Raw genomic sequence first — 18,900 nt, 5'->3', positions numbered from 1 at the left:
AGGGACAGATACTTACCGATAAAGACTGGTGGGACAGGATGCGCGCACCAGTGCCGGAAACCACCTGAGCCGGCGGCCATTCCCACCCTTATACTCAAGGCCAGATAGCCGCCTTGCACCATACTGCAAAGCAATTGCGCCGCACGGTAATTATCGCCATACTGGTTGGAGTTGAAAAATAACAATAAAGACAGGGAATTGCCTATGGATACTCAGATCAAATCTCCGATAGAAATGCTGGCACACTGGGTAGAGACCCGAGGCGATGAGGTTTATCTGCGCCAACCCATAGACGGCCAATGCAAGGATTTCAGCTGGCGCCAGGTGCAGGCCCAGGTGCAGCAACTCGCCGGAGCCCTGAGGCACCTGGGCCTGGTGCCCGGTGACAAGGTCGCCCTGTTATCCAAGAACTGCGCCGAATGGTTTATCTGCGATCTGGCCTTGATGCACGGCGGCTATATCAGCGTGCCCATCTACCCCACGGCCAATGCCGATACCATAGGTTATGTGCTGGAGCACAGCGGCGCCAAGGCGATACTGGTCGGCAAGCTGGATCACTGGGCCGAGCAGGAAGCCGCCATCGGCGGGGATATTCTCAGGCTGGCATTGCCCTACGATACCATGCCGGCCCAGTATCAATGGCAGCAGTTGCTGAACCTGGGTGAGCCGCTGATAGATGCGCCACTGCCAACCGCCGAGCAGACTATGACCCTCATCTATACCTCCGGTTCGACCGGCAAACCCAAGGGCGCGATCCAGACCTTCGGCAGCTATGGCTGGACCTGCCAGGCCGTGGTGCGGGATCTGCAGACCAACACGGCCGACAGGCTCTTGTCTTACCTGCCGCTGGCACACATCACGGAACGGGTCGCCATCGAAGGCTCTTCCTTCTACTCCGCCAGCCAAGTGTATTTTGTCGAGAGCCTGGACTCCTTCGTCACCGACATCAAGCGCGCCCATCCGACGGTATTCTTCTCCGTGCCGCGGCTGTGGAGCCTATTCCAGCAGAACATCATAGACAAGATAGGCATGGATAAGCTCAACTTCCTGCTCAAGCTGCCTGTCATCAAGAGCCTGATAAAACGCAAGATCCACAAGGGCCTGGGACTGCAGGATGCGCGCCTGCTTGGCTCGGGTTCGGCGCCTATCCCGCCATCACTGATCCACTGGTATCACAGCGTAGGGCTGGATATCTGTGAGGCTTGGGGCATGACGGAAAACTCCGCCTACTCCATCATCAACTACCCCTTCGACGCGGCCAAGATAGGCACGGTCGGCCGTCCCATAGAAGGCAGCCAGGTTCGCAGAGGCGCAGACGGCGAGCTGCTGGTCAAGAGTCCCGGGCTGATGAGCGCTTATTACCTGCAACCCGAGGCCACGGCCGCGGCCTTCGATGCCGATGGTTTCTTCCACACAGGTGACCTGTGCGAGATAGATGCGGATGGCTGTGTCAGCATCACGGGCCGGGTCAAAGACAACTTCAAGACGGCCAAGGGCAAGTATGTGGCGCCTGTGCCCATAGAGCGCCAGCTGGCGCAAGACGCCCATGTGGAGCTCATCTGCGTCATAGGTTCGGGCCTGCCTCACCCCGTGGCCCTGGTACAACTGTCGGCAGGCGCAACACTGCAGCCGCGGGAAGAGGTGCGTGCCTCGCTCAAGGCGACACTGGACAGTATCAATCCGCATCTCGAGTCCCATGAAACCGTCGACGCCATCATAGTGGTCGACGAGCCCTGGAGCATAGAGAACGATGTGTTGACGCCGACACTCAAGATCAAACGCCATGTGCTGGAGCAGAGATTCAGCGCCAGGGTCGAGGGCATTCGCGGCGGCAAGGTCGTCTGGGAAGATGAAATTTAGCCCATCGCAGACGGCTTAGTCCGGATGGCGGCTCATAAGCACGCAAGTGCCATCTGCACCTGCGTGCTTATTGGCCCGCCCAGCGCCAGGATTGCCTTAAACGGATTCTCTGTTAATATATGTATAAATTCACAGTGATTTGGTGCGAATGGCGTGCAGAGACTGGATCTGGTTCCGATAACCGACCTCAAGGGCGTCGCCAACAAGGTCGCACAGAAGCTGGCTAAACTCGGGATAGCAACGGTGCAGGATCTGCTGTTTCATCTGCCGCTGCGTTACGAAGATCGCACCCGAATCTACCCTGTCGCCGAGCTATTCCCCGGCAGCTATGGCACCATAGAAGCCGAGATCCAATCGAGCCAGATAGTCCAGGGCCGCAGGCGCATGCTCACCTGCAAGGTGAGGGACGCCAGCGGCAGCCTGACCCTGAGGTTCTTCAACTTTTCCGTCGCCCAGCGCAATGCCTTGCAAAATGGCAGCTGGATCCGCGCCTATGGCGAAATTCGCCGCGGCATGCACCAGCTCGAAATCATACATCCCGAATACAAGCTGATCCAAGCCGGCGACGAAGCCAGCCTCAGCGAGACCCTCACGCCCATCTACCCCACCACGGAGGGGTTGAAACAGGCCAGCTGGCTCAAACTCACAGAGCAGGCGCTGGCCATGTTGCAGGAAGGCGGCCTGAGCGAACTCTTGCCTGTCCAACTGCAACCCAACAGCCTGAGCCTGGTGCAGGCCTTGCAGCTGCTGCATAGGCCGCCCGTGGATGTCGCCCTGTTCGAGCTGGAAGCCGGACAGCACCCGGCCCAACAACGCCTGGTACAGGAAGAGCTGCTGGCACATAACCTGAGCATGCTGCGCCTGCGGCAACGCAGCGATCGCGACAGCGCCGTCACCATGGCGGCCTCGGGGCAACTGCTGAACCCCTTCCTCAAGAGTCTGGCGTTCAAACCCACGGGGGCACAGCAGAGAGTCGTCGCCGAGATAAGCAGGGATCTGGAGCGGGCCGTGCCCATGATGCGCCTGGTACAGGGTGACGTCGGCTCGGGCAAGACATTGGTGGCGGCGCTCGCCGCCCTGCAGGCCATAGAGAATGGCTACCAGGTGGCCATGATGGCACCGACCGAATTGTTGGCCGAGCAGCACGCGGCCAACTTTGCCGCCTGGTTCGAACCGCTTGGACTCAAGGTCGGCTGGCTGGCCGGCAAGCTCAAGGGCAAGGCAAGGGCGCAGTCCCTGGCTGATATTCAATCCGGCGCGGCCCAGATGGTGATAGGCACCCACGCCATCTTCCAGCAGCAGGTCGTGTTCCATGAGTTGGCGCTGATCATCATAGACGAGCAACACAGGTTCGGGGTGCATCAGCGGCTGGGACTGAGGGAGAAAGGCATCAATCAGGGCTTTCATCCGCACCAGCTGATCATGACGGCGACCCCCATTCCCAGAACCCTGGCGATGACAGCCTATGCGGATCTGGACACTTCTGTGATAGATGAGCTGCCACCGGGACGCACCCCGGTGACCACAGTCGCCATGTCGGATCTGCGTCGCCAGCAAGTGATCGACAGGGTGCGCCAGGCGGCGATGACGGATAAACGCCAGGCCTACTGGGTCTGCACCCTGATAGAGGAATCCGAAGTGCTCGAATGCCAGGCCGCCGAAGATACCGCCGCCGAGCTGGCGCTGGCGCTGCCCGAACTCAAGATAGGCCTGGTTCATGGGCGGATGAAGTCGGCGGATAAGCAGCGCATCATGGCGGATTTCAAGGCCGGCGAGCTGCATCTGCTGGTCGCCACCACAGTCATAGAGGTCGGGGTCGATGTGCCCAATGCCAGCCTGATGATCATCGAAAACCCCGAGCGCCTCGGCCTGGCCCAACTGCACCAACTGCGCGGCCGGGTCGGTCGCGGCGCCGTTGCCAGCCATTGCGTCTTGCTCTATAAGGCGCCGCTGTCACACACGGCCACCCAACGCCTTGGGGTGCTGCGCCAGAGCAATGACGGCTTCGTCATCGCCCAGAAAGATCTCGAGATCCGCGGTCCGGGTGAAGTGCTGGGCACCAAGCAGACTGGGATTGCCGATCTCAAGATTGCCGATCTGGTGCGGGATCAGGCACTCATACCACAGGTCCAGCGCCTGGCCGGGCATGTGATGCAACAGGTGCCGGACAATGTCGACGCCATAATCCAGCGCTGGCTGGGCAATCGCCAGCAATACGTACAGGCCTGATTAGACTATAATTAACTATGGCTCGAGCGCCGACTGAAAATAAAGTGTCAGTGTTCAGCCCCCCGCTATGGACAAGCCAAGCATTTTTTGCAGAATGGATATAACAACACAACCGGATGTGTAACCTCAGCAGGATGTTTTACGTCTATGCTGGCCGAGGAGTCGATAGCTCCAAAATCATCAGCACCCAAGCAAAGGAAGTAAGATGCAAGTGAATCAAGATGATAGAATTACACCTCAGCACAAGAAGGCGGGTGCCAACGGCATCGCCATCCTGGCTGTTGCCCTGTTGGCCCTGTTGCTGGGCGGCGCCTATTACTACATAAGCACCGACAGTAACGAGCCCCAGCCTACCGAGCTGGAGCCGGTTCCTCTGCCGGCGACCACCCCGGAAGAGCCATTGCCGACCGAGGCGCCTGTGCCTGAGCCGGAAATAGTCACAACCCAAGCCGAAATGCCGCCGGAGTCGCAAGCCCAGGCTCCCGAACCCTTGCCGCCACTGGCCGAAAGCGATGACTTTGTCCAGCAGAAAGTCATCACCCTGGCGGACGGCATGGCGATAGCGCCCTTGCTGATCAAACAAAACCTCGCCCGCCAGTGGGTGGTGTTTGTCGACAACCTGGCGCAAGGGGAATTGGCGCGCAAGGCCAGTCCCATGAAGGGGCCGAAACAAGCCTTTAGCGTCACAGACATCACCAACAAGACCTATCTGAACCCGGACGGTTACCACAGATACGATATGTATGCCGACTTCGTCGCCGGCCTGGATGAGCAGCAGCTGCTGCAGACCTATCGTGAGCTGTCACCCCTGTTCGAGACCGCCTTCGATGAGCTGGGCTATGGTGAGCTGAGCTTCGAGGAGCGGATGCAGCAGGCCTTCAAGACAGTGCTGGCCGCCCCAGTGATAGAAGATCCTATCGAACTGACCAGCATCAGCGTCAACTATAAGTTCGCCGATCCCAAGCTGGAAGCCCTGCCCAGTGCGCAGAAACTGCTGATCCGCATGGGTCCTGAAAATACCCGTAAGATCAAGGCCGCCGTCAGGAAGTTACAGGCAGCACTCGAGTAGCAGGCAATGACCTGCGGTCATCATCTGCAGTGAAGGAGGCGGGCCAGTGGCCCGCCTCCAACTTTTTAATCTATTGCTACAAATTACTAACAAGAAGCGCGCAAAGCCCTTCTGCCCCCGCGGTTTTCTGGTGTAGAATACCCCCCCTATGAGCAATGCCACTCGGTAATGGGTCTTTATGGCCGACGCCAGCCATGGCGCTCAGCCACTTTCAGCATGGCTCATATTTCTTCGTAGTTAGGGATAACCAAGGCAGCTAAATCTGCGTCAGAGGCAATAAGGTGCAAATAGAATTCAGCATTCTTTCATGGGGAGCCTGGTCACCCGAATATCAGTGCCAGAGCGACTGGTTGGGCTGGAAAAAATCCCGGGCGCCGTCCGAGTCAGAGCTTGCCTTTGCTCCCCTTGCTTGTGCACCCAAGCTACCCCAGGTGCCGGCCATGCAGCGCCGGCGCTTCAGCCGGCTCACCAAGATGATGTTGGAGGTGGCCTTCCAGGCCGAGCCAGAAGCGCAATGCCGCACCATTTTTGCTTCCCGTCATGGTGAGCTGCACCGCACCATAGGCATACTCGAAGACATCATCGCCAAACAGCCGCTGTCCCCCACAGCCTTCAGTCAATCGGTACATAACACCGCCAGCGGCATATTGAGCATAATCACGGGTAACACGGCGGCATCCACCTCGGTCGCCGCCGGTGACCAAACCCTATCCCAGGCGGTGATCGAGGCCTACGGCCAGCTGCATGAAAGCGCAACGCCCCTGCTGCTGGTCTTCGGCGACGATCCCGTGCCACCGGTATACGATGAATTTACCGCAGAGACAGAGCTGCCACTCGCCCTGGGACTGCAGCTGGCGCCCGCCGGCGTTCGGGGAATCGCCAAATTGCGGCTAGGCTCCAAAACCGCCGCAGCCGATGCCCAATACCTGAGTTATGGCGCCTTCATTCACGCCCTGGCCCATGGCCGGCCCATCGATGGCCTGCTCGCCAACCACCATTGGCAGCTCAGTCATGACTAATCCGGCTAATCCCAGACTCACAGGCCTGGCCTACTTGCCCCGCTGGTGCGGCGGCATCGCCTGTTATGTCGCCTTCGGCCTCGGCGGCCTGCTCAGCTCGCTGACCATACTGCCTGTGCTCAGGTTCTGGCCCGGCACTGCCGAACGCCGCATCCAGAGGGTGCAACACGCTGTGCATCTGATGTTCAAAGTGTTCGTATACATGCTGACCTGGGCCGGCGTGATCCGCCTCAGCACAAACGACATTCACAAGCTGGCAAATGCCAAAGGCATGATAGTCATAGCCAATCATCCCACCCTCATAGACGTGGTGGTGCTGATCAGCCTGATGCCCAATGCCGGCTGCATAGTCAAGCAAGGCCTATGGCGCAATCCTTTCATGCGCGGCGTGGTCTCCTGTGCCGGCTATATTCCCAACCGCGGCGCCGAGTTAATGCTCAAAGATTGCCGCCAGGTGCTGGACAGGGACACGAATCTCATCATTTTTCCCGAAGGCACCCGCACCCTGATAGGCCATAGGGTCAACGACTTTGCCCGCGGTGCCGCCAATATCGCCCTCAGGACCAGGGCCGACATACTGGCCGTCGTCTTGCACACCAGATATCCTGGGCTGACCAAACAGGAACCCTGGTATGAGATCCCAAGGCAAACCATTGAGATGCGCGTAGAAATTGGCGCAACTGTGCCTCATTTCGGGTATGATGCCCGGCTTGGTGATGCCAAGATTGCCCGTCAATTGACCCGGGACCTAGAACACTTTTATAGACAACAACTCGATAATACTTATGAACTTAACTGATAAAATAAAACAACTCATCATAGACAGTCTGGATCTCGAAGATGTCAGCATAGCCGACATAGACTCTGAGGCTCCCCTGTTTGGTGACGGCCTGGGGCTGGATTCCATAGACGCACTGGAACTGGGACTGGCCATCAAGAAGCAATTCGATGTCAAGATCGAAGCCAACTCAGAGGCCACCAAGGCCCACTTTCATAGCGTTGCCAGCCTGGCAAACTTTATCGAATCTCAGCGTGTCGGGGCCTAAGTATGCAGAGTCGTGAACAAATTTTAGCCATGTTAACCGAAATCCTGGTCAATGAATTTGAGATAGATGCGGCGGCGATAACGCCCGAAGCCTCGCTCTACCAGGAACTGGATCTGGACAGCATAGATGCCGTCGATCTGGTGATCAAACTGCAACAGATGACGGGCAAGAAGATCCAACCCGACGAATTTAAGGCAGTGCGCACCGTCGATGACGTGGTCAATGCCATCGAAGGCCTAGTCCAAGCCTGATGCGCCCCCTGTTGCACCTGCTGACGACCTTAATGCTGCTGGCCTATCCGCTGGCGGTCTATTTTGGTCTCACCTATTTGCCCGTCGGCAGCATAGCCCTGGTGCTATGCGCCCTCTTGGTACTGCGCTTGGTGGTGCAGCGGCAACAGATTAAACTCATGTTGTTGCCCCTGTTGCTCGGCATAGGCCTGACGGCGGGCAGCTACTTCGCCCGGCGTCATGATTTGCTCTTGTATTACCCCGTGGTGATCAACCTGAGCATGCTGGCCCTGTTCGGCTATTCGCTCAGGCAAGGCCCGAGCATGATAGAAAGGTTCGCCAGATTGAAGGAGCCAACATTGCCGTCCGAGGCCATTCCTTATCTGCAACGGGTCACTCGTCTCTGGTGTGGCCTATTCGTTGTCAACGGCATCATGGCGGCCTATACCGCGGCTTTTAGCAGCTTAGCCACCTGGACCTTATATAACGGACTGATCTCCTACCTGTTAATGGGCCTGCTCTTGGGCGGGGAATGGTTATATCGCAGCATTTGGTTGAAAAAATCATGACTCAGCTACTGAAAAACTGGTTAACCCAAGGGCCTTCGAGCCAGCAATTGATCAGCTTTAACCATCACGACATAGTCACCGGCGCCTTGTTTACCAATCAGGTCGCCCACTATTGTCGGCTGCTGCGCGAATCCAAGATCACGCGCTGGCTGCTCGCCTGCGACAGCAGCGACCAATTCGCCGTCGGTCTGTGTGCCGCCCTCCTCGCCGGCAAGCAAGTCATACTGCCGACCAATACCCAGCCTGGCACCCTGGCACAACTGGCGGACAAGTTCGATGCCGTACTTGCCGATGTCGGGCTGTGTGAAGACAAGCCTGCCCTGGAACTGAAACGTGAACTCAGCCTGCCGGACAGCCACTGGCCCCAGAGTCAAGGCCTGGGCGAACTGGTCTTGTTTACCTCAGGCAGCAGCGGCAGCCCCAAGGCGATACACAAGAGCCTGAGGCAATTGGATGAGGAAGTCTCGCAACTTGAGCACACCTTCGCCGGGCATTTGCCCCATTGCAGCGTGATTGCCACAGTCTCACACCAGCATATCTACGGACTCTTGTTTAAGATTCTGTGGCCCTTGGCCGCCAGTCGCCCTTTCCTGAGCGATCTGGTCGAATACCCTGAGACCTTAAGCTATTACACCAGCCTGCTGCCCAACCTCTGCCTCATCAGCAGTCCGGCGCAGTTATCGCGTCTGCCAAGCGCCCTGGAACATGAGCGGCAGGCGCGCTCCCCCAGCCTGGTCTTCAGCTCGGGCGGGCCTCTGAGCCTGGAAGCGGCGCAGGGCATAGCCGGCTGTTACGGCCAACCCCCGATAGAAATCTTCGGCAGCACGGAAACCGGTGGCATAGGCTATCGGCGGCAGAACAGCGCGGCCGACACCTGGCAGACCTTCGACAAGGTCAAGATCCGCCAGGCTCAGGAGGACGGTGCCCTGTTGCTGCAGTCGCCCTACCTGGCAGATGCCGACTGGTACAGGTGTGACGATCAGATAGAAATGATCGGCGAGCATCATTTCCGTTTGCTCGGTCGCTTGGATCGGATAGTCAAGATAGAAGAGAAGCGAGTGTCTCTGGCACAGATGGAGGCCCTGCTGCGCCAACATCCCTTGGTCAAAGATGCCGCTCTGGTGCTCCTGACTCAACCCAAGCAGCAGCTGGGCGCCGCCGTCACCCTGTCGGACGAAGGCCTGGCCCTGCTGGCAGCCGCCGGCAAGCTCAACATCAACAATAGCCTCAAGGCCCACCTGTTGACTCAGTTTGAGCGTGTCACCCTGCCCAGACGCTGGCGCTATCCGAATGAGCTGCCCCAAAGCACCCAGGGCAAACGCCTGCAGGCCGACATTATTGGATTATTTTCCCATGACTAGACTCAGCATAAGCCCCCAAAGACGCGCAGTTCTGCAGCCTGCCCACGACGCTGGCCAGTATCATTCAGCTGAGCTGCCCCAAAGCACCCAGGGCAAACGCCAGCAGGCCGACATTATTGGATTATTTTCCCATGACTGACCATGCTCCCCTGGGCCAACGCTCGCAGTTGCCCCCCGTTTTAAGCCAAGCAGCGACAGCCACGACCCTGGAGTTGCAGCTGTTCATCGACGCCAGCTTAGGCTATTTCGAGGGCCACTTCCCAGAGCAAGCCGTGCTGCCTGGAGTGACCCAGCTCGACTGGGCCATACGTTTCGGCTGCCGCCACTTCGGTTACCCGCTCGATGTCGCCACCCTGGAGGTGCTCAAGTTTCAGCAATTGCTGCTGCCTGATACCCAGGTCAAGCTGACGCTGAGCCATGACCGGGCCAAACGCAAACTCACCTTCGGCTATAGCCAGGGCGAGCAGCGCTACGCCTCCGGCAGGATCGCCCTGGGCTCGGCGGAGGCATGATGCGACTGGCGTTGGTGATCCCCAACTATAATCACAGTGCCGCCATGGCCGACACCCTGGCGACCCTGGCGCAATATGAGCTCAGCTGCTATCTGGTGGACGATGGCAGCCGGGATGAGACCCGCTACCTGCTGCAAAGCCTGGCCAAGCAGTACCCCTGGGTGACGCTGCTGCAACACCCCTATAACAGGGGCAAGGGCGCGGCCGTGATGACGGGCCTGAGGGCCGCCTACCGGGATGGCTTCAGCCATGCGCTGCAGGTGGACGCCGACGGCCAACACGATCTGAACGACATCCCGGCCATGATAGCCAAGGCAGAAAGCCGACCCGAGGCGGTGATTTCCGGCCTGCCACAATACGATGACTCTATCCCCAAGGGACGCCTATATGGCCGCTATCTGACCCACTTCTGGGTCTGGGTCGAGACCCTGAGCCTGGATATTCGCGATGCCATGTGTGGTTTTCGCATCTATCCGCTGGCGGCGACCGAGGCCCTGTTCCTGCAAACAGCCTTGGGTGAGCGGATGGACTTCGACATAGAAGTGCTGGTGAAGCTCTACTGGCAAGGAGTGCCCATAGTGCACCTGCCCACCAGGGTGATCTACCCGGATGACGGCATCAGCCACTTCCAGGGCTTCAGGGACAATGTCCGTATCAGCAAGCTGCATACCAAGCTGTTTTTCGGCATGCTCAAACGCCTGCCCAAGCTCTTGGGCAAGCGGCTCGGCAGTAAAGCCGTGAACCACCAGCCGGCGCCCCAGGCCGCAGATGGCGTCCGCGACGAGCGACATTGGTCGCGGATGACCGAGCGTGGCAGTTACCTCGGCATCCGCCTGCTGGCGGCCAGTTATAAATTCGGCGGCCACTGGCTATGCCGCGCCATCATGTATCCGGTGATCTGTTATTTCTTTCTCACGGGCACAGACGCCAGGGCCGCATCCGCCGACTTTCTCCGCCGGGTCAGGGCGCTCGAGTCGGATAATGCCGAGCTCGATCCTGTGTTGAGCCGGGTTCCCGGCTGGCGCGACAGCCTGCGGCATTTCCTCAGTTTCGGTAACGCCGCACTCGACCGCATTGATGCCTGGTGTAATCGCATCACTATCCAACAGGTGGATTTTCCCAATCGCCAACTGCTGGCGGAACAGATAGCCAGCGGCCGCGGTGCCGTGCTGCTGGCCTCGCACCTGGGCAACCTGGAGCTCTGCCGCGCCATCTCCATCCACCAGCAGAGAGTCAAGGTCAACGTCATGGTGCTGACCCAACATGCCGAAAATTTCAATCGGGTGCTGAAACAGCTCAACCCCGACAGCGACTTGAATCTGATCCAGGTGACCGAGCTCAATCCCGCCACCGCCATCTTGCTGCAACAGAAGATAGAGGCGGGTGAACTGGTCGTCATCGCCGCCGACCGCACCCCGGCCAGCCAGCGCGGACGTGTGCTGTTGGCGCCTTTCATGGGCCGCATAGCCGCGTTTCCCCAAGGCCCCTTCGTCCTGGCCGGCTTGCTCGACTGTCCCGTCTTTCAGATGTTCTGCGTGCGCGAAGCCGACTGTTACCGTGTCTATCTGGAACCCTTCGCCCAGACGCTCAAGGGCCCGCGGGAAGGCCGCATGGCGCGCCTGCAGGCCGCAGTCGAGCGCTACAGCCAGCGACTCGAATATCATGCCAGACGCAACCCATTGCAATGGTTTAACTTTTTTGATTTTTGGCGCCAGTCTGACTCAGACTCGGGCGCAACGACTCAAGCTCAAGACAGGACGAACACATAGATGAGCCAAACGACTCAAACAACAGCACAGACAGTAGTATTTGGCCGCCAATTGCTCAGCCTGGAACAAGTGGTTGCCGTCGCCAAAGGCGCCAAGGTCGAGCTATGCGCCGACAGTGATTACATAGAAAGCATACAAAAGGGCGCGCGCTTCATCGACAGCCTGCTGCACGAGGAAGGCGTGGTCTATGGGGTCACCACAGGCTACGGCGATTCCTGCACTGTGGCCGTGGGTCTGGATCTGGTCCACGAGCTGCCCCTGCATCTGTCGCGCTTCCATGGCTGCGGCCTGGGCGACACCCTCAGCCCACTGCAAGCCAGGGCCGTGATGGCCTGCCGGCTCAACTCACTCGCCATAGGCAAGTCGGGCGTCAGCTATGAGCTGCTGCAGCGGATTGAAACCTTGCTCAACCTCAACTTGGTGCCTGTGATCCCCGAAGAAGGCTCTGTCGGAGCCAGCGGCGATCTGACCCCTTTGTCTTACCTGGCGGCGGTACTCGTGGGTGAGCGCGAGGTCATATATGACGGCCGACGCCGGCCAACCCAGGAAGTCTATGCCGAACTGAATATCACCCCCCTGAGGCTCAGACCCAAGGAGGGCCTGGCACTGATGAACGGCACTGCCGTGATGACGGCGCTGGCCTGCCTGGCCTATGACAGGGCCCAGTATCTGGCGCGCCTCTGCAGCCGTCTCACCGCCCTGGCCTCCCTGACGCTCAAGGGCAACTCCCATCACTTCGATGAGATACTCTTCGCCGCCAAACCCCATCCGGGCCAAAACCAGATCGCCACCTGGATACGGGAAGACTTGAATCACTTCGAGCATCCGCGCAACTCAGACAGATTGCAGGACAGGTATTCGATCCGCTGCGCGCCGCACATCATAGGGGTATTACAGGATGCCCTGCCCTTCATGCGCCAGTTTATCGAGACTGAACTCAACAGCGCCAACGACAACCCGATAGTCGATGCCGAAGGCGAACATATACTCCACGGCGGTCACTTCTATGGCGGGCATATCGCCTTCGCCATGGACGGGATGAAGAATGCCGTCGCCAACCTGGCCGATCTCATCGACCGTCAGATGGCACTGGTGATGGATCCCAAGTTCAACAATGGCCTGCCCGCCAACCTCTCGGCGGCGACCGGCAACCGCCGCGCCATCAACCATGGCTTCAAGGCGGTGCAGATAGGGGTCTCCGCCTGGACCGCCGAGGCGCTCAAACATACAATGCCGGCCAGCGTCTTCTCCCGCTCGACCGAATGCCATAACCAGGACAAGGTCAGCATGGGCACCATAGCCGCGCGCGACTGCATGCGGGTGTTGCAACTGACTGAGCAGGTGGCGGCCGCGGCGCTGCTGGCCATGAGCCAGGGAGTGCGGCTGAGGATAATGCAGCAGGAGCTGGCAGAGACCAGCCTGACGCCGTCGCTGGCGACCACCCTGGCCCAGGTCGAGGCCGACTTCAGCCTGCTGACCGAAGACAGGCCGCTGGAAGCCGTGCTGCGTAACACAATCGCCAAGATCCAGGCCGGCGCCTGGGAGGTCTGCCAATGACGGCCCTGCTGACCACTGAGATGGAGATGGTCATCCCCTTCCATGATGTCGACTCCATGGGCATCACCTGGCATGGCAATTATCTGCGCTACTTCGAGATAGCCCGCTGTCAGCTGCTCGATACTTTGGGCTACAACTACCGGCAGATGCTGTCTTCGGGCTACGCCTGGCCGATAGTGGATCTGCAGCTGAAATATGTGAAGGCCAGCAGCTTCGATCAGAAAATCAAGGTCATAGCCTCACTGGTGGAATGGGAAAACCGCCTGAGGATCAATTACCAGATCCTCGATGCCCTCAGCGGCGAGCGCCTGACCAAGGGCTACACAATTCAGGCCGCCGTCAACATGGAAACCCAGGAGCTATGCTTCGTCACCCCTGAGGTGTTTCGTCAGTGTCTGGCTCCCTGGCTCGCCGCCTCAGACAAACAATAAGGTATGCTCCATGTTGCAGTGGTTTAAGCCTCTCTCTCTATGCCGCTTAGCCGTGACCGCCATATACCTGGCACCGGCATGCATGGCCGTCTGCCTGGCGCCTGTGGCCCTGGTGCATGCCGCCCCCCTGGCAACAGCCGAGGCGCCGGCCTCAATCCCGGACGCGGGCCCGGATTATCGTGTCCTGTTTGCCCGGCCCGCCTCCGACACGGACCTGTTGGGGCTGAGCCAAAGGCTGCAATTACCGGACACAGTCCGCGGTGAATTCAGCCAGGCCCGTCACCTCAAGGTATTGAAGCGGCCCTTGCTCAGCCGGGGGGAATTTATTTTCGATCGCGCCCAGGGCCTGGTCTGGCAGCAAACCCATCCCTTCGACACCCTGTTGATCTTGAAGGACAAGCAACTGATACAGAGGGACAGCCAGGGCAAACTCCAGGTGTCAGATGCGACCCAGGCCCAAGGCGCAGGTGCCATCAGCCAGTTGCTGCCGCAGCTGATGCTGGCGATCCTGAGCGGGGATATCCAGGCATTGAGCGGCCATTTCTCCCTCTACCTGCAGCACCCGGAAGCGGCAACCGCGGCTGAGACAGAAGCAGAGCCAATCCCGGGTTGGCGCCTCGGGCTCATCCCCAGAGATCCCCTGGTCGCCAAGGCGATTGCCGCCATGGTGCTCGAGGGCGACAAGCAACTCGACGCCCTGACGCTCCTGAGTGACAACGGCGACCTCAGCCGCATCGAATTCAGCGCCCAGCGTGCCGGCCCCCTGGCCGAGGATGAAACTGCGCTCTACAGGCTCGCAGAACCGACACAATGACCGGCTCCCCTTCCCCGATCGAGGCCTGCGGCGCCAAATTGGCTGCTATCTCCCCCAGAGTGCGTTTCGGCATCTGGCTCGGCCTGCTCTTGCTCATGGCAGCCTATGGCGGACAGCTGTGGAGCCATGGCGCCAAGATCCAGAGCGACATACTGGCCATGTTGCCCAAGCTGCAGCAGGACCCACTGACAGAACGCGCCTTGGCCAGGGTTGAGGGCAAGCTCAGCGACCGCCTCTATCTGGCACTGGTGGCAAAGGATGATGCCCGGGCGATCGCCGCCGCCAAGCTGCTGCTGAGCGAGTTACAGAGCCCCCAGGGCGCCGGCAACCCCTTCAGCGAGATCCGCAGCGGCGCAAGCGACAGCGGCGATGCCCTGAGCCGCTTCTATTTTCCCCACAGATTCAAACTGCTGACCCGGGAGCAGGCACAGCTGCTGCAAGGCGCCGGCGGCGAAGGGCTCGAGCAACTGCTCCAACAGGCATTGCAACAGACCTACAGTGCCTTCGGTTATGCCGGCAGCGGTCTGCTGGCACAGGACCCCCTGCTGCTTTACCCGGCAAACCTGCAGGCATTGGCTCCCAGGCTCAAGTTGGGGGTGTCCCAGGGGATCTTGCTGACCCATAAGGAGGCGCACTCCATCGCCATCATCATGGCCAAGGGACGCCAGAGCGTATTCAATCCCAATGCCCAGCAGACACAGAATGCCGCGCTGCAAGGGGCATTGACCCGGCTGCAGGGCGCCTATCCGGATGTACAAGTGCTCAAGGCCGGCGGCCTATTCCATGCCCTGGCCGCGACCCAGAGCGCCAAGGCCGAGATCTCCATCATAGGCATGGCATCGCTCGCCGGGGTGATACTCCTGGTGTGGCTGGCATTTCGCTCCGTGATGCCACTGCTGCTGGCACTGCTCACCATAGGCTCAGGACTCTTGTTCGCCATCGTCAGCACCCTGGCGGTATTCAAGGAATTGCACCTGTTGACCCTGGTATTTGGCACCAGCCTCATAGGCATAGCCATAGATTACAGCTTTCACTACTATTGCGAGCGCCTGCAACATCAACACAAGAGCGCGGCGGCAACCGTCAGGCATATCTTCCCGGCCATGAGCCTGGCGCTGCTCACCAGCGTCCTGGCCTATCTGGGGATCGGCCTGACGCCCTTCCCCGGCATGCAGCAGGTGGCGATCTTCTGCGCCAGCGGCCTGATCGGCGCCTACCTCTGCCTCTTGCTGGCCTATCCGCTGCTGGCTGGCAGCCGCCTGCCGCCCGGGGATAAGCCGCTGGCGATGGCCCAAAGATACCTGCAGTCTTACCTCGGCTTATTCCGATCCGGGACGCCCCCCCCTGGGAGTGCCGTGCCCAAAGCCAGAATGCTCGCCACCCTGCTGCTGATGGTGCTGCTCGGCTCGGGACTGGCGCGCCTCGCCAGCGACGACAATATCCGCAACCTGCAACAGAGCCCGGCCGAACTCGGCGCCGAGGAGGACAGGCTGCGAACCCTGCTCAGTGGCGGCACGGACAATCAATTCATCCTCGCCAGGGCCGACAGCGAACAGGCGCTGCTGCAAAGGCTCGAGCGCCTGACCCCCGTGCTGGAACAAGCACTGGCCGCGGGCGAACTGGGCAATTTCGTCAGCCTGAGCCCCTACCTGCCGAGCGCTGCCAGACAAGCGGAAAATTACGCCCTGCAGGCGCAGATCTACCTGCAACATCTGCCGCAAATCGGCGACGCCCTGGGGTTGACCGATGCGCTGCTGCCGGCATTGCGCCAGGCGTATCTGGATGCCGCCGGGCTGGAAATTCAGCCCCAGGACCTGCTGCATGGACCCATGACCCAGGATCTCGCCGATCTCTGGCTGGCACCGGCAAGCACAGCGACCGGGCAAGCCAGCGAATATGGCGCCATCATAATGCTCGGCGGCATAGCAGATCTGCCAGGGCTGACACAGAGACTGGCCTATGACGACCGGGTACTACTGGTGGATAAGGTAGCGCAAATTTCTGCCGTCATGGGGCAATACCGCCGCCTGACGCTGGGTTGGCTTGGACTGGCACTGCTCATGGCGGCGCTGATCTTCAGCCTGAGGTTCGGTTTCAAGCTGGCCTGTGTGGTGGTGGCTGTGCCGACACTCGCGGCCCTGCTGACCCTGGCCGCCCTCGGGCTCATGGGGTCGCCTCTGAGTCTGTTCCATGCGCTGGCGCTCATCCTGGTGTTCGGCATAGGGGTAGACTACAGCCTGTTTTTCGCCGAAAACCGCGACCGGGGCGCCGCCGTTATGATGGCTGTCTTCATGTCGGCCTGCTCGACCCTGCTGGCCTTCGGACTGCTGGCCTTCAGCCAGACCCTGGCGATCCATTTCTTCGGCCTGACCCTGTCGCTGGGGATCGCCTGCACTTTGCTCTTAGCACCCTTAATCCAAGCCCCTTTAATCAACACTGTCACCAGGAATGTGAATTCATGTCCAAACTAACGGCCAGCCAGGCATCGAGCCATACCCCAGAAACTGTCGAAGTCGCCATCATAGGCGCAGGGCCGGCCGGTGCCATAGCCGCCAGCCTGTTGCAGCGCCAGGGCAAGAGCGTCAGGGTGCTGGAGAAGCAACACTTCCCCCGTTTCTCCATAGGCGAGAGCCTGTTGCCCTGCTGCATGCAGTTTCTCGAGGAAGCCGGCATGCTCGAGGCCGTCAATGGCGCAGGTTTCCAATTCAAGAATGGCGCCGCCTTCCGCCGCGACGGCCAGACGACCCAGTTCAACTTCACGGACAAGTTCACCCCGGGCCCGGGAACCACCTTCCAGGTACAGCGTGCCGGCTTCGACAAGTTGCTCGCCGACACGGCCCAGAGCCAGGGGGTTGAGATCCGCTATGGCGAAACCGTCGAGCAGATAGACTTGGATGGCACCCCGACCCTGACGGTGCGCAACGAACAGGGCCAGAGTTACCGGCTCGAGGCCCAATATGTGCTGGACGCCAGTGGTTTTGGCCGCGTGCTGCCCAAGCTGCTGGGGCTGGAGCGGCCGTCGAACTTGTCGCCACGCATGGCGATCTTTACCCACATAGAGGACAAGATCGACGCCGTCGACTTCGATCGCAACAAGATATTGATCAGCGTCCACCCGCAACAGAAAGACATCTGGTACTGGTTGATCCCGTTCAGCAACGGCCGCTGCTCCCTGGGCGTGGTCGCCGAGCCGCAGCTGCTGGCGCACCTGGAAGGCAGTCTGGAGGAAAAACTCCTGGCGATAGTCAAGGAAGATCCCGAACTCAAGGCCTTGCTCGCCAATGCCAGCCTGGTACAGGAGTGCGGCACCCTGCAGGGCTATTCGGTCAACGTGACCCAGCTCGCCACGGATAAGTTTGCCCTGCTGGGCAACGCCGGCGAGTTTCTCGATCCCGTCTTCTCCTCAGGCGTCACCATCGCCATGCAGTCGGCCTCCATGGCCGTCAAGTGTGTGCTCAAACAACTCGATGGACAGGCTGTCGACTGGCAGGCCGAATATGCCGCGCCCTTGATGCAGGGAGTCGATACCTTCCGCACCTATGTACAGGCCTGGTACGACGGCAGTTTCCAGGAGGTGATCTTCCATCCTGATCCCAACCCCAAGATCAAGCAGATGATCTGCTCCATCCTGGCGGGCTATGCCTGGGACACCAACAACCCCTTCGTCAGCGAGTCCAGCCGCCGACTCAACACTGTGGTGGAGATCTGCCGCCAGAGCCAGGCAGAGGCGGCCGAGGCTTCATGATGCCTGCCCAGCCTCGCAAGACACTCCTGTGCCTGCTGGCCCTGTTGCCGGCACTCCTGCTGAGCGGCTGCAGCCAGTTGCTACTGCGCCAGACCTGTGTCGGCCTGAGCCATGACATTCATTACTGCCTGGCCCCCATAGAGCTGCAGCCACCGGCGCCCAAACGCCGCCAGGCACCCGAGACCGAGGCGGCGCCCGGGAGCGGCACCGAGCAGCAGGTCTCACAGCTGCCGCTCCCCTTCTCGGCCACCTATAAGGTCGCCATAGGCATCGAGGGTGCCTCCCATGAGTTGCTGAGCCAGATAGAGCTGGATGAGGCCAGGATGACAGTCGTGGGGCTGGCCCCCCTGGGACAGGCGCTGTTTACCTTGGAATACGATGGTACTACACTAAGCAGCCGTCAGAGCCTGCTGCTGGGGGAGCAATTCAAGGCCGAATACCTGCTGGCCATGATGCAGCTCATCTATTGGCCCGAGCTGAGCCTGGCGCCGCGACTCGAGGGCGGAGTGCTGGTCGCGGCGCCTTGTGGCGCAGATTGGTGTCGCGACCTCTATCCCGGGCCGCTGACGGCAGCGAACGCCACCCCAGTGCTCAGCATACGCTACGACCGCCGGGATCCCTGGCTGGCCCAGGTGCAGTTACAGATGCCAGAGACAGGGTTTTCGCTGAATATCAAACCCCTTTAATTG

General features: G+C 60.0%; 17 protein-coding genes. All 17 read left to right on the top strand.

Annotation, left to right across the window (positions count from 1 at the left end; genetic code table 11):
* Positions 1-204: 204 nt before the first annotated feature.
* The 17 genes from HC757_RS14225 (at position 205) to HC757_RS14145 (ending at position 18,897) form a co-directional block, all read left to right on the top strand.
* Positions 205-1,860 (top strand): AMP-binding protein, encoded by a 1,656-nt coding sequence (locus tag HC757_RS14225; RefSeq protein WP_169565045.1) that lies wholly within the window; start codon positions 205-207, stop codon positions 1,858-1,860.
* Positions 1,861-2,013: 153 nt separating this feature from the next.
* Complete coding sequence (recG, locus tag HC757_RS14220; protein ID WP_169565044.1) at positions 2,014-4,089, top strand: ATP-dependent DNA helicase RecG; 2,076 nt, start codon at positions 2,014-2,016, stop codon at positions 4,087-4,089.
* A 205-nt stretch (positions 4,090-4,294) separates the two neighbouring features.
* The gene (locus HC757_RS14215; RefSeq protein WP_169565043.1) at positions 4,295-5,158 is read left to right on the top strand and encodes a DUF3014 domain-containing protein; all 864 of its coding nucleotides are present in this window, start codon (positions 4,295-4,297) and stop codon (positions 5,156-5,158) included.
* 281 nt (positions 5,159-5,439) lie between these two features.
* Positions 5,440-6,177, top strand: a complete 738-nt coding sequence (locus HC757_RS14210) for a beta-ketoacyl synthase chain length factor (RefSeq protein ID WP_169565042.1) — start codon at positions 5,440-5,442, stop codon at positions 6,175-6,177.
* Positions 6,170-6,976 carry a lysophospholipid acyltransferase family protein gene (locus tag HC757_RS14205; RefSeq protein ID WP_169565041.1) on the top strand — a complete coding sequence of 269 codons (807 nt, stop codon included), beginning with the start codon at positions 6,170-6,172 and terminating at the stop codon, positions 6,974-6,976. The genes HC757_RS14210 and HC757_RS14205 overlap by 8 nt, the downstream gene beginning before the upstream one ends.
* Positions 6,963-7,223, top strand: coding sequence for a phosphopantetheine-binding protein (locus tag HC757_RS14200; RefSeq protein WP_169565040.1), 261 nt, complete (start codon positions 6,963-6,965; stop codon positions 7,221-7,223). Before HC757_RS14205 ends, HC757_RS14200 begins: the two co-directional genes overlap by 14 nt.
* Before the next feature lie 2 nt (positions 7,224-7,225).
* On the top strand, positions 7,226-7,474 hold the full coding sequence (locus HC757_RS14195) for an acyl carrier protein (RefSeq protein ID WP_169565039.1): 249 nt from the start codon (positions 7,226-7,228) through the stop codon (positions 7,472-7,474).
* Complete coding sequence (locus HC757_RS14190) at positions 7,474-8,022, top strand: COG4648 family protein (protein WP_169565038.1); 549 nt, start codon at positions 7,474-7,476, stop codon at positions 8,020-8,022. The genes HC757_RS14195 and HC757_RS14190 overlap by 1 nt, the downstream gene beginning before the upstream one ends.
* Positions 8,019-9,383 (top strand): AMP-binding protein, encoded by a 1,365-nt coding sequence (locus HC757_RS14185; protein WP_169565037.1) that lies wholly within the window; start codon positions 8,019-8,021, stop codon positions 9,381-9,383. The genes HC757_RS14190 and HC757_RS14185 overlap by 4 nt, the downstream gene beginning before the upstream one ends.
* Before the next feature lie 131 nt (positions 9,384-9,514).
* Positions 9,515-9,895, top strand: coding sequence for an ApeI family dehydratase (locus tag HC757_RS14180; protein WP_169565036.1), 381 nt, complete (start codon positions 9,515-9,517; stop codon positions 9,893-9,895).
* On the top strand, positions 9,895-11,664 hold the full coding sequence (locus HC757_RS14175) for a glycosyltransferase family 2 protein (RefSeq protein ID WP_169565128.1): 1,770 nt from the start codon (positions 9,895-9,897) through the stop codon (positions 11,662-11,664). The genes HC757_RS14180 and HC757_RS14175 overlap by 1 nt, the downstream gene beginning before the upstream one ends.
* Positions 11,665-13,221 (top strand): HAL/PAL/TAL family ammonia-lyase, encoded by a 1,557-nt coding sequence (locus HC757_RS14170; RefSeq protein ID WP_169565035.1) that lies wholly within the window; start codon positions 11,665-11,667, stop codon positions 13,219-13,221.
* Positions 13,218-13,652 carry an acyl-CoA thioesterase gene (locus HC757_RS14165; RefSeq protein ID WP_169565034.1) on the top strand — a complete coding sequence of 145 codons (435 nt, stop codon included), beginning with the start codon at positions 13,218-13,220 and terminating at the stop codon, positions 13,650-13,652. Before HC757_RS14170 ends, HC757_RS14165 begins: the two co-directional genes overlap by 4 nt.
* A gap of 10 nt (positions 13,653-13,662) precedes the next feature.
* Positions 13,663-14,466 (top strand): outer membrane lipoprotein carrier protein LolA, encoded by an 804-nt coding sequence (locus HC757_RS14160; RefSeq protein WP_169565033.1) that lies wholly within the window; start codon positions 13,663-13,665, stop codon positions 14,464-14,466.
* Entirely contained in the window at positions 14,463-16,937 is a 2,475-nt protein-coding gene (locus HC757_RS14155; protein WP_169565032.1) for an MMPL family transporter, read from the top strand. Before HC757_RS14160 ends, HC757_RS14155 begins: the two co-directional genes overlap by 4 nt.
* A complete protein-coding gene (locus HC757_RS14150) occupies positions 16,925-18,211 on the top strand; it encodes an NAD(P)/FAD-dependent oxidoreductase (RefSeq protein ID WP_169565031.1) in 1,287 nt (428 codons plus the stop codon). Before HC757_RS14155 ends, HC757_RS14150 begins: the two co-directional genes overlap by 13 nt.
* On the top strand, positions 18,208-18,897 hold the full coding sequence (locus HC757_RS14145) for a DUF3261 domain-containing protein (RefSeq protein WP_244623561.1): 690 nt from the start codon (positions 18,208-18,210) through the stop codon (positions 18,895-18,897). Before HC757_RS14150 ends, HC757_RS14145 begins: the two co-directional genes overlap by 4 nt.
* The last annotated feature ends 3 nt before the right edge of the window (positions 18,898-18,900 follow it).

Source organism: Shewanella salipaludis, from assembly GCF_012911865.1.
Taxonomy (GTDB): domain Bacteria; phylum Pseudomonadota; class Gammaproteobacteria; order Enterobacterales; family Shewanellaceae; genus Shewanella; species Shewanella salipaludis.
This window is presented reverse-complemented; position numbering and strand designations above follow the sequence as displayed.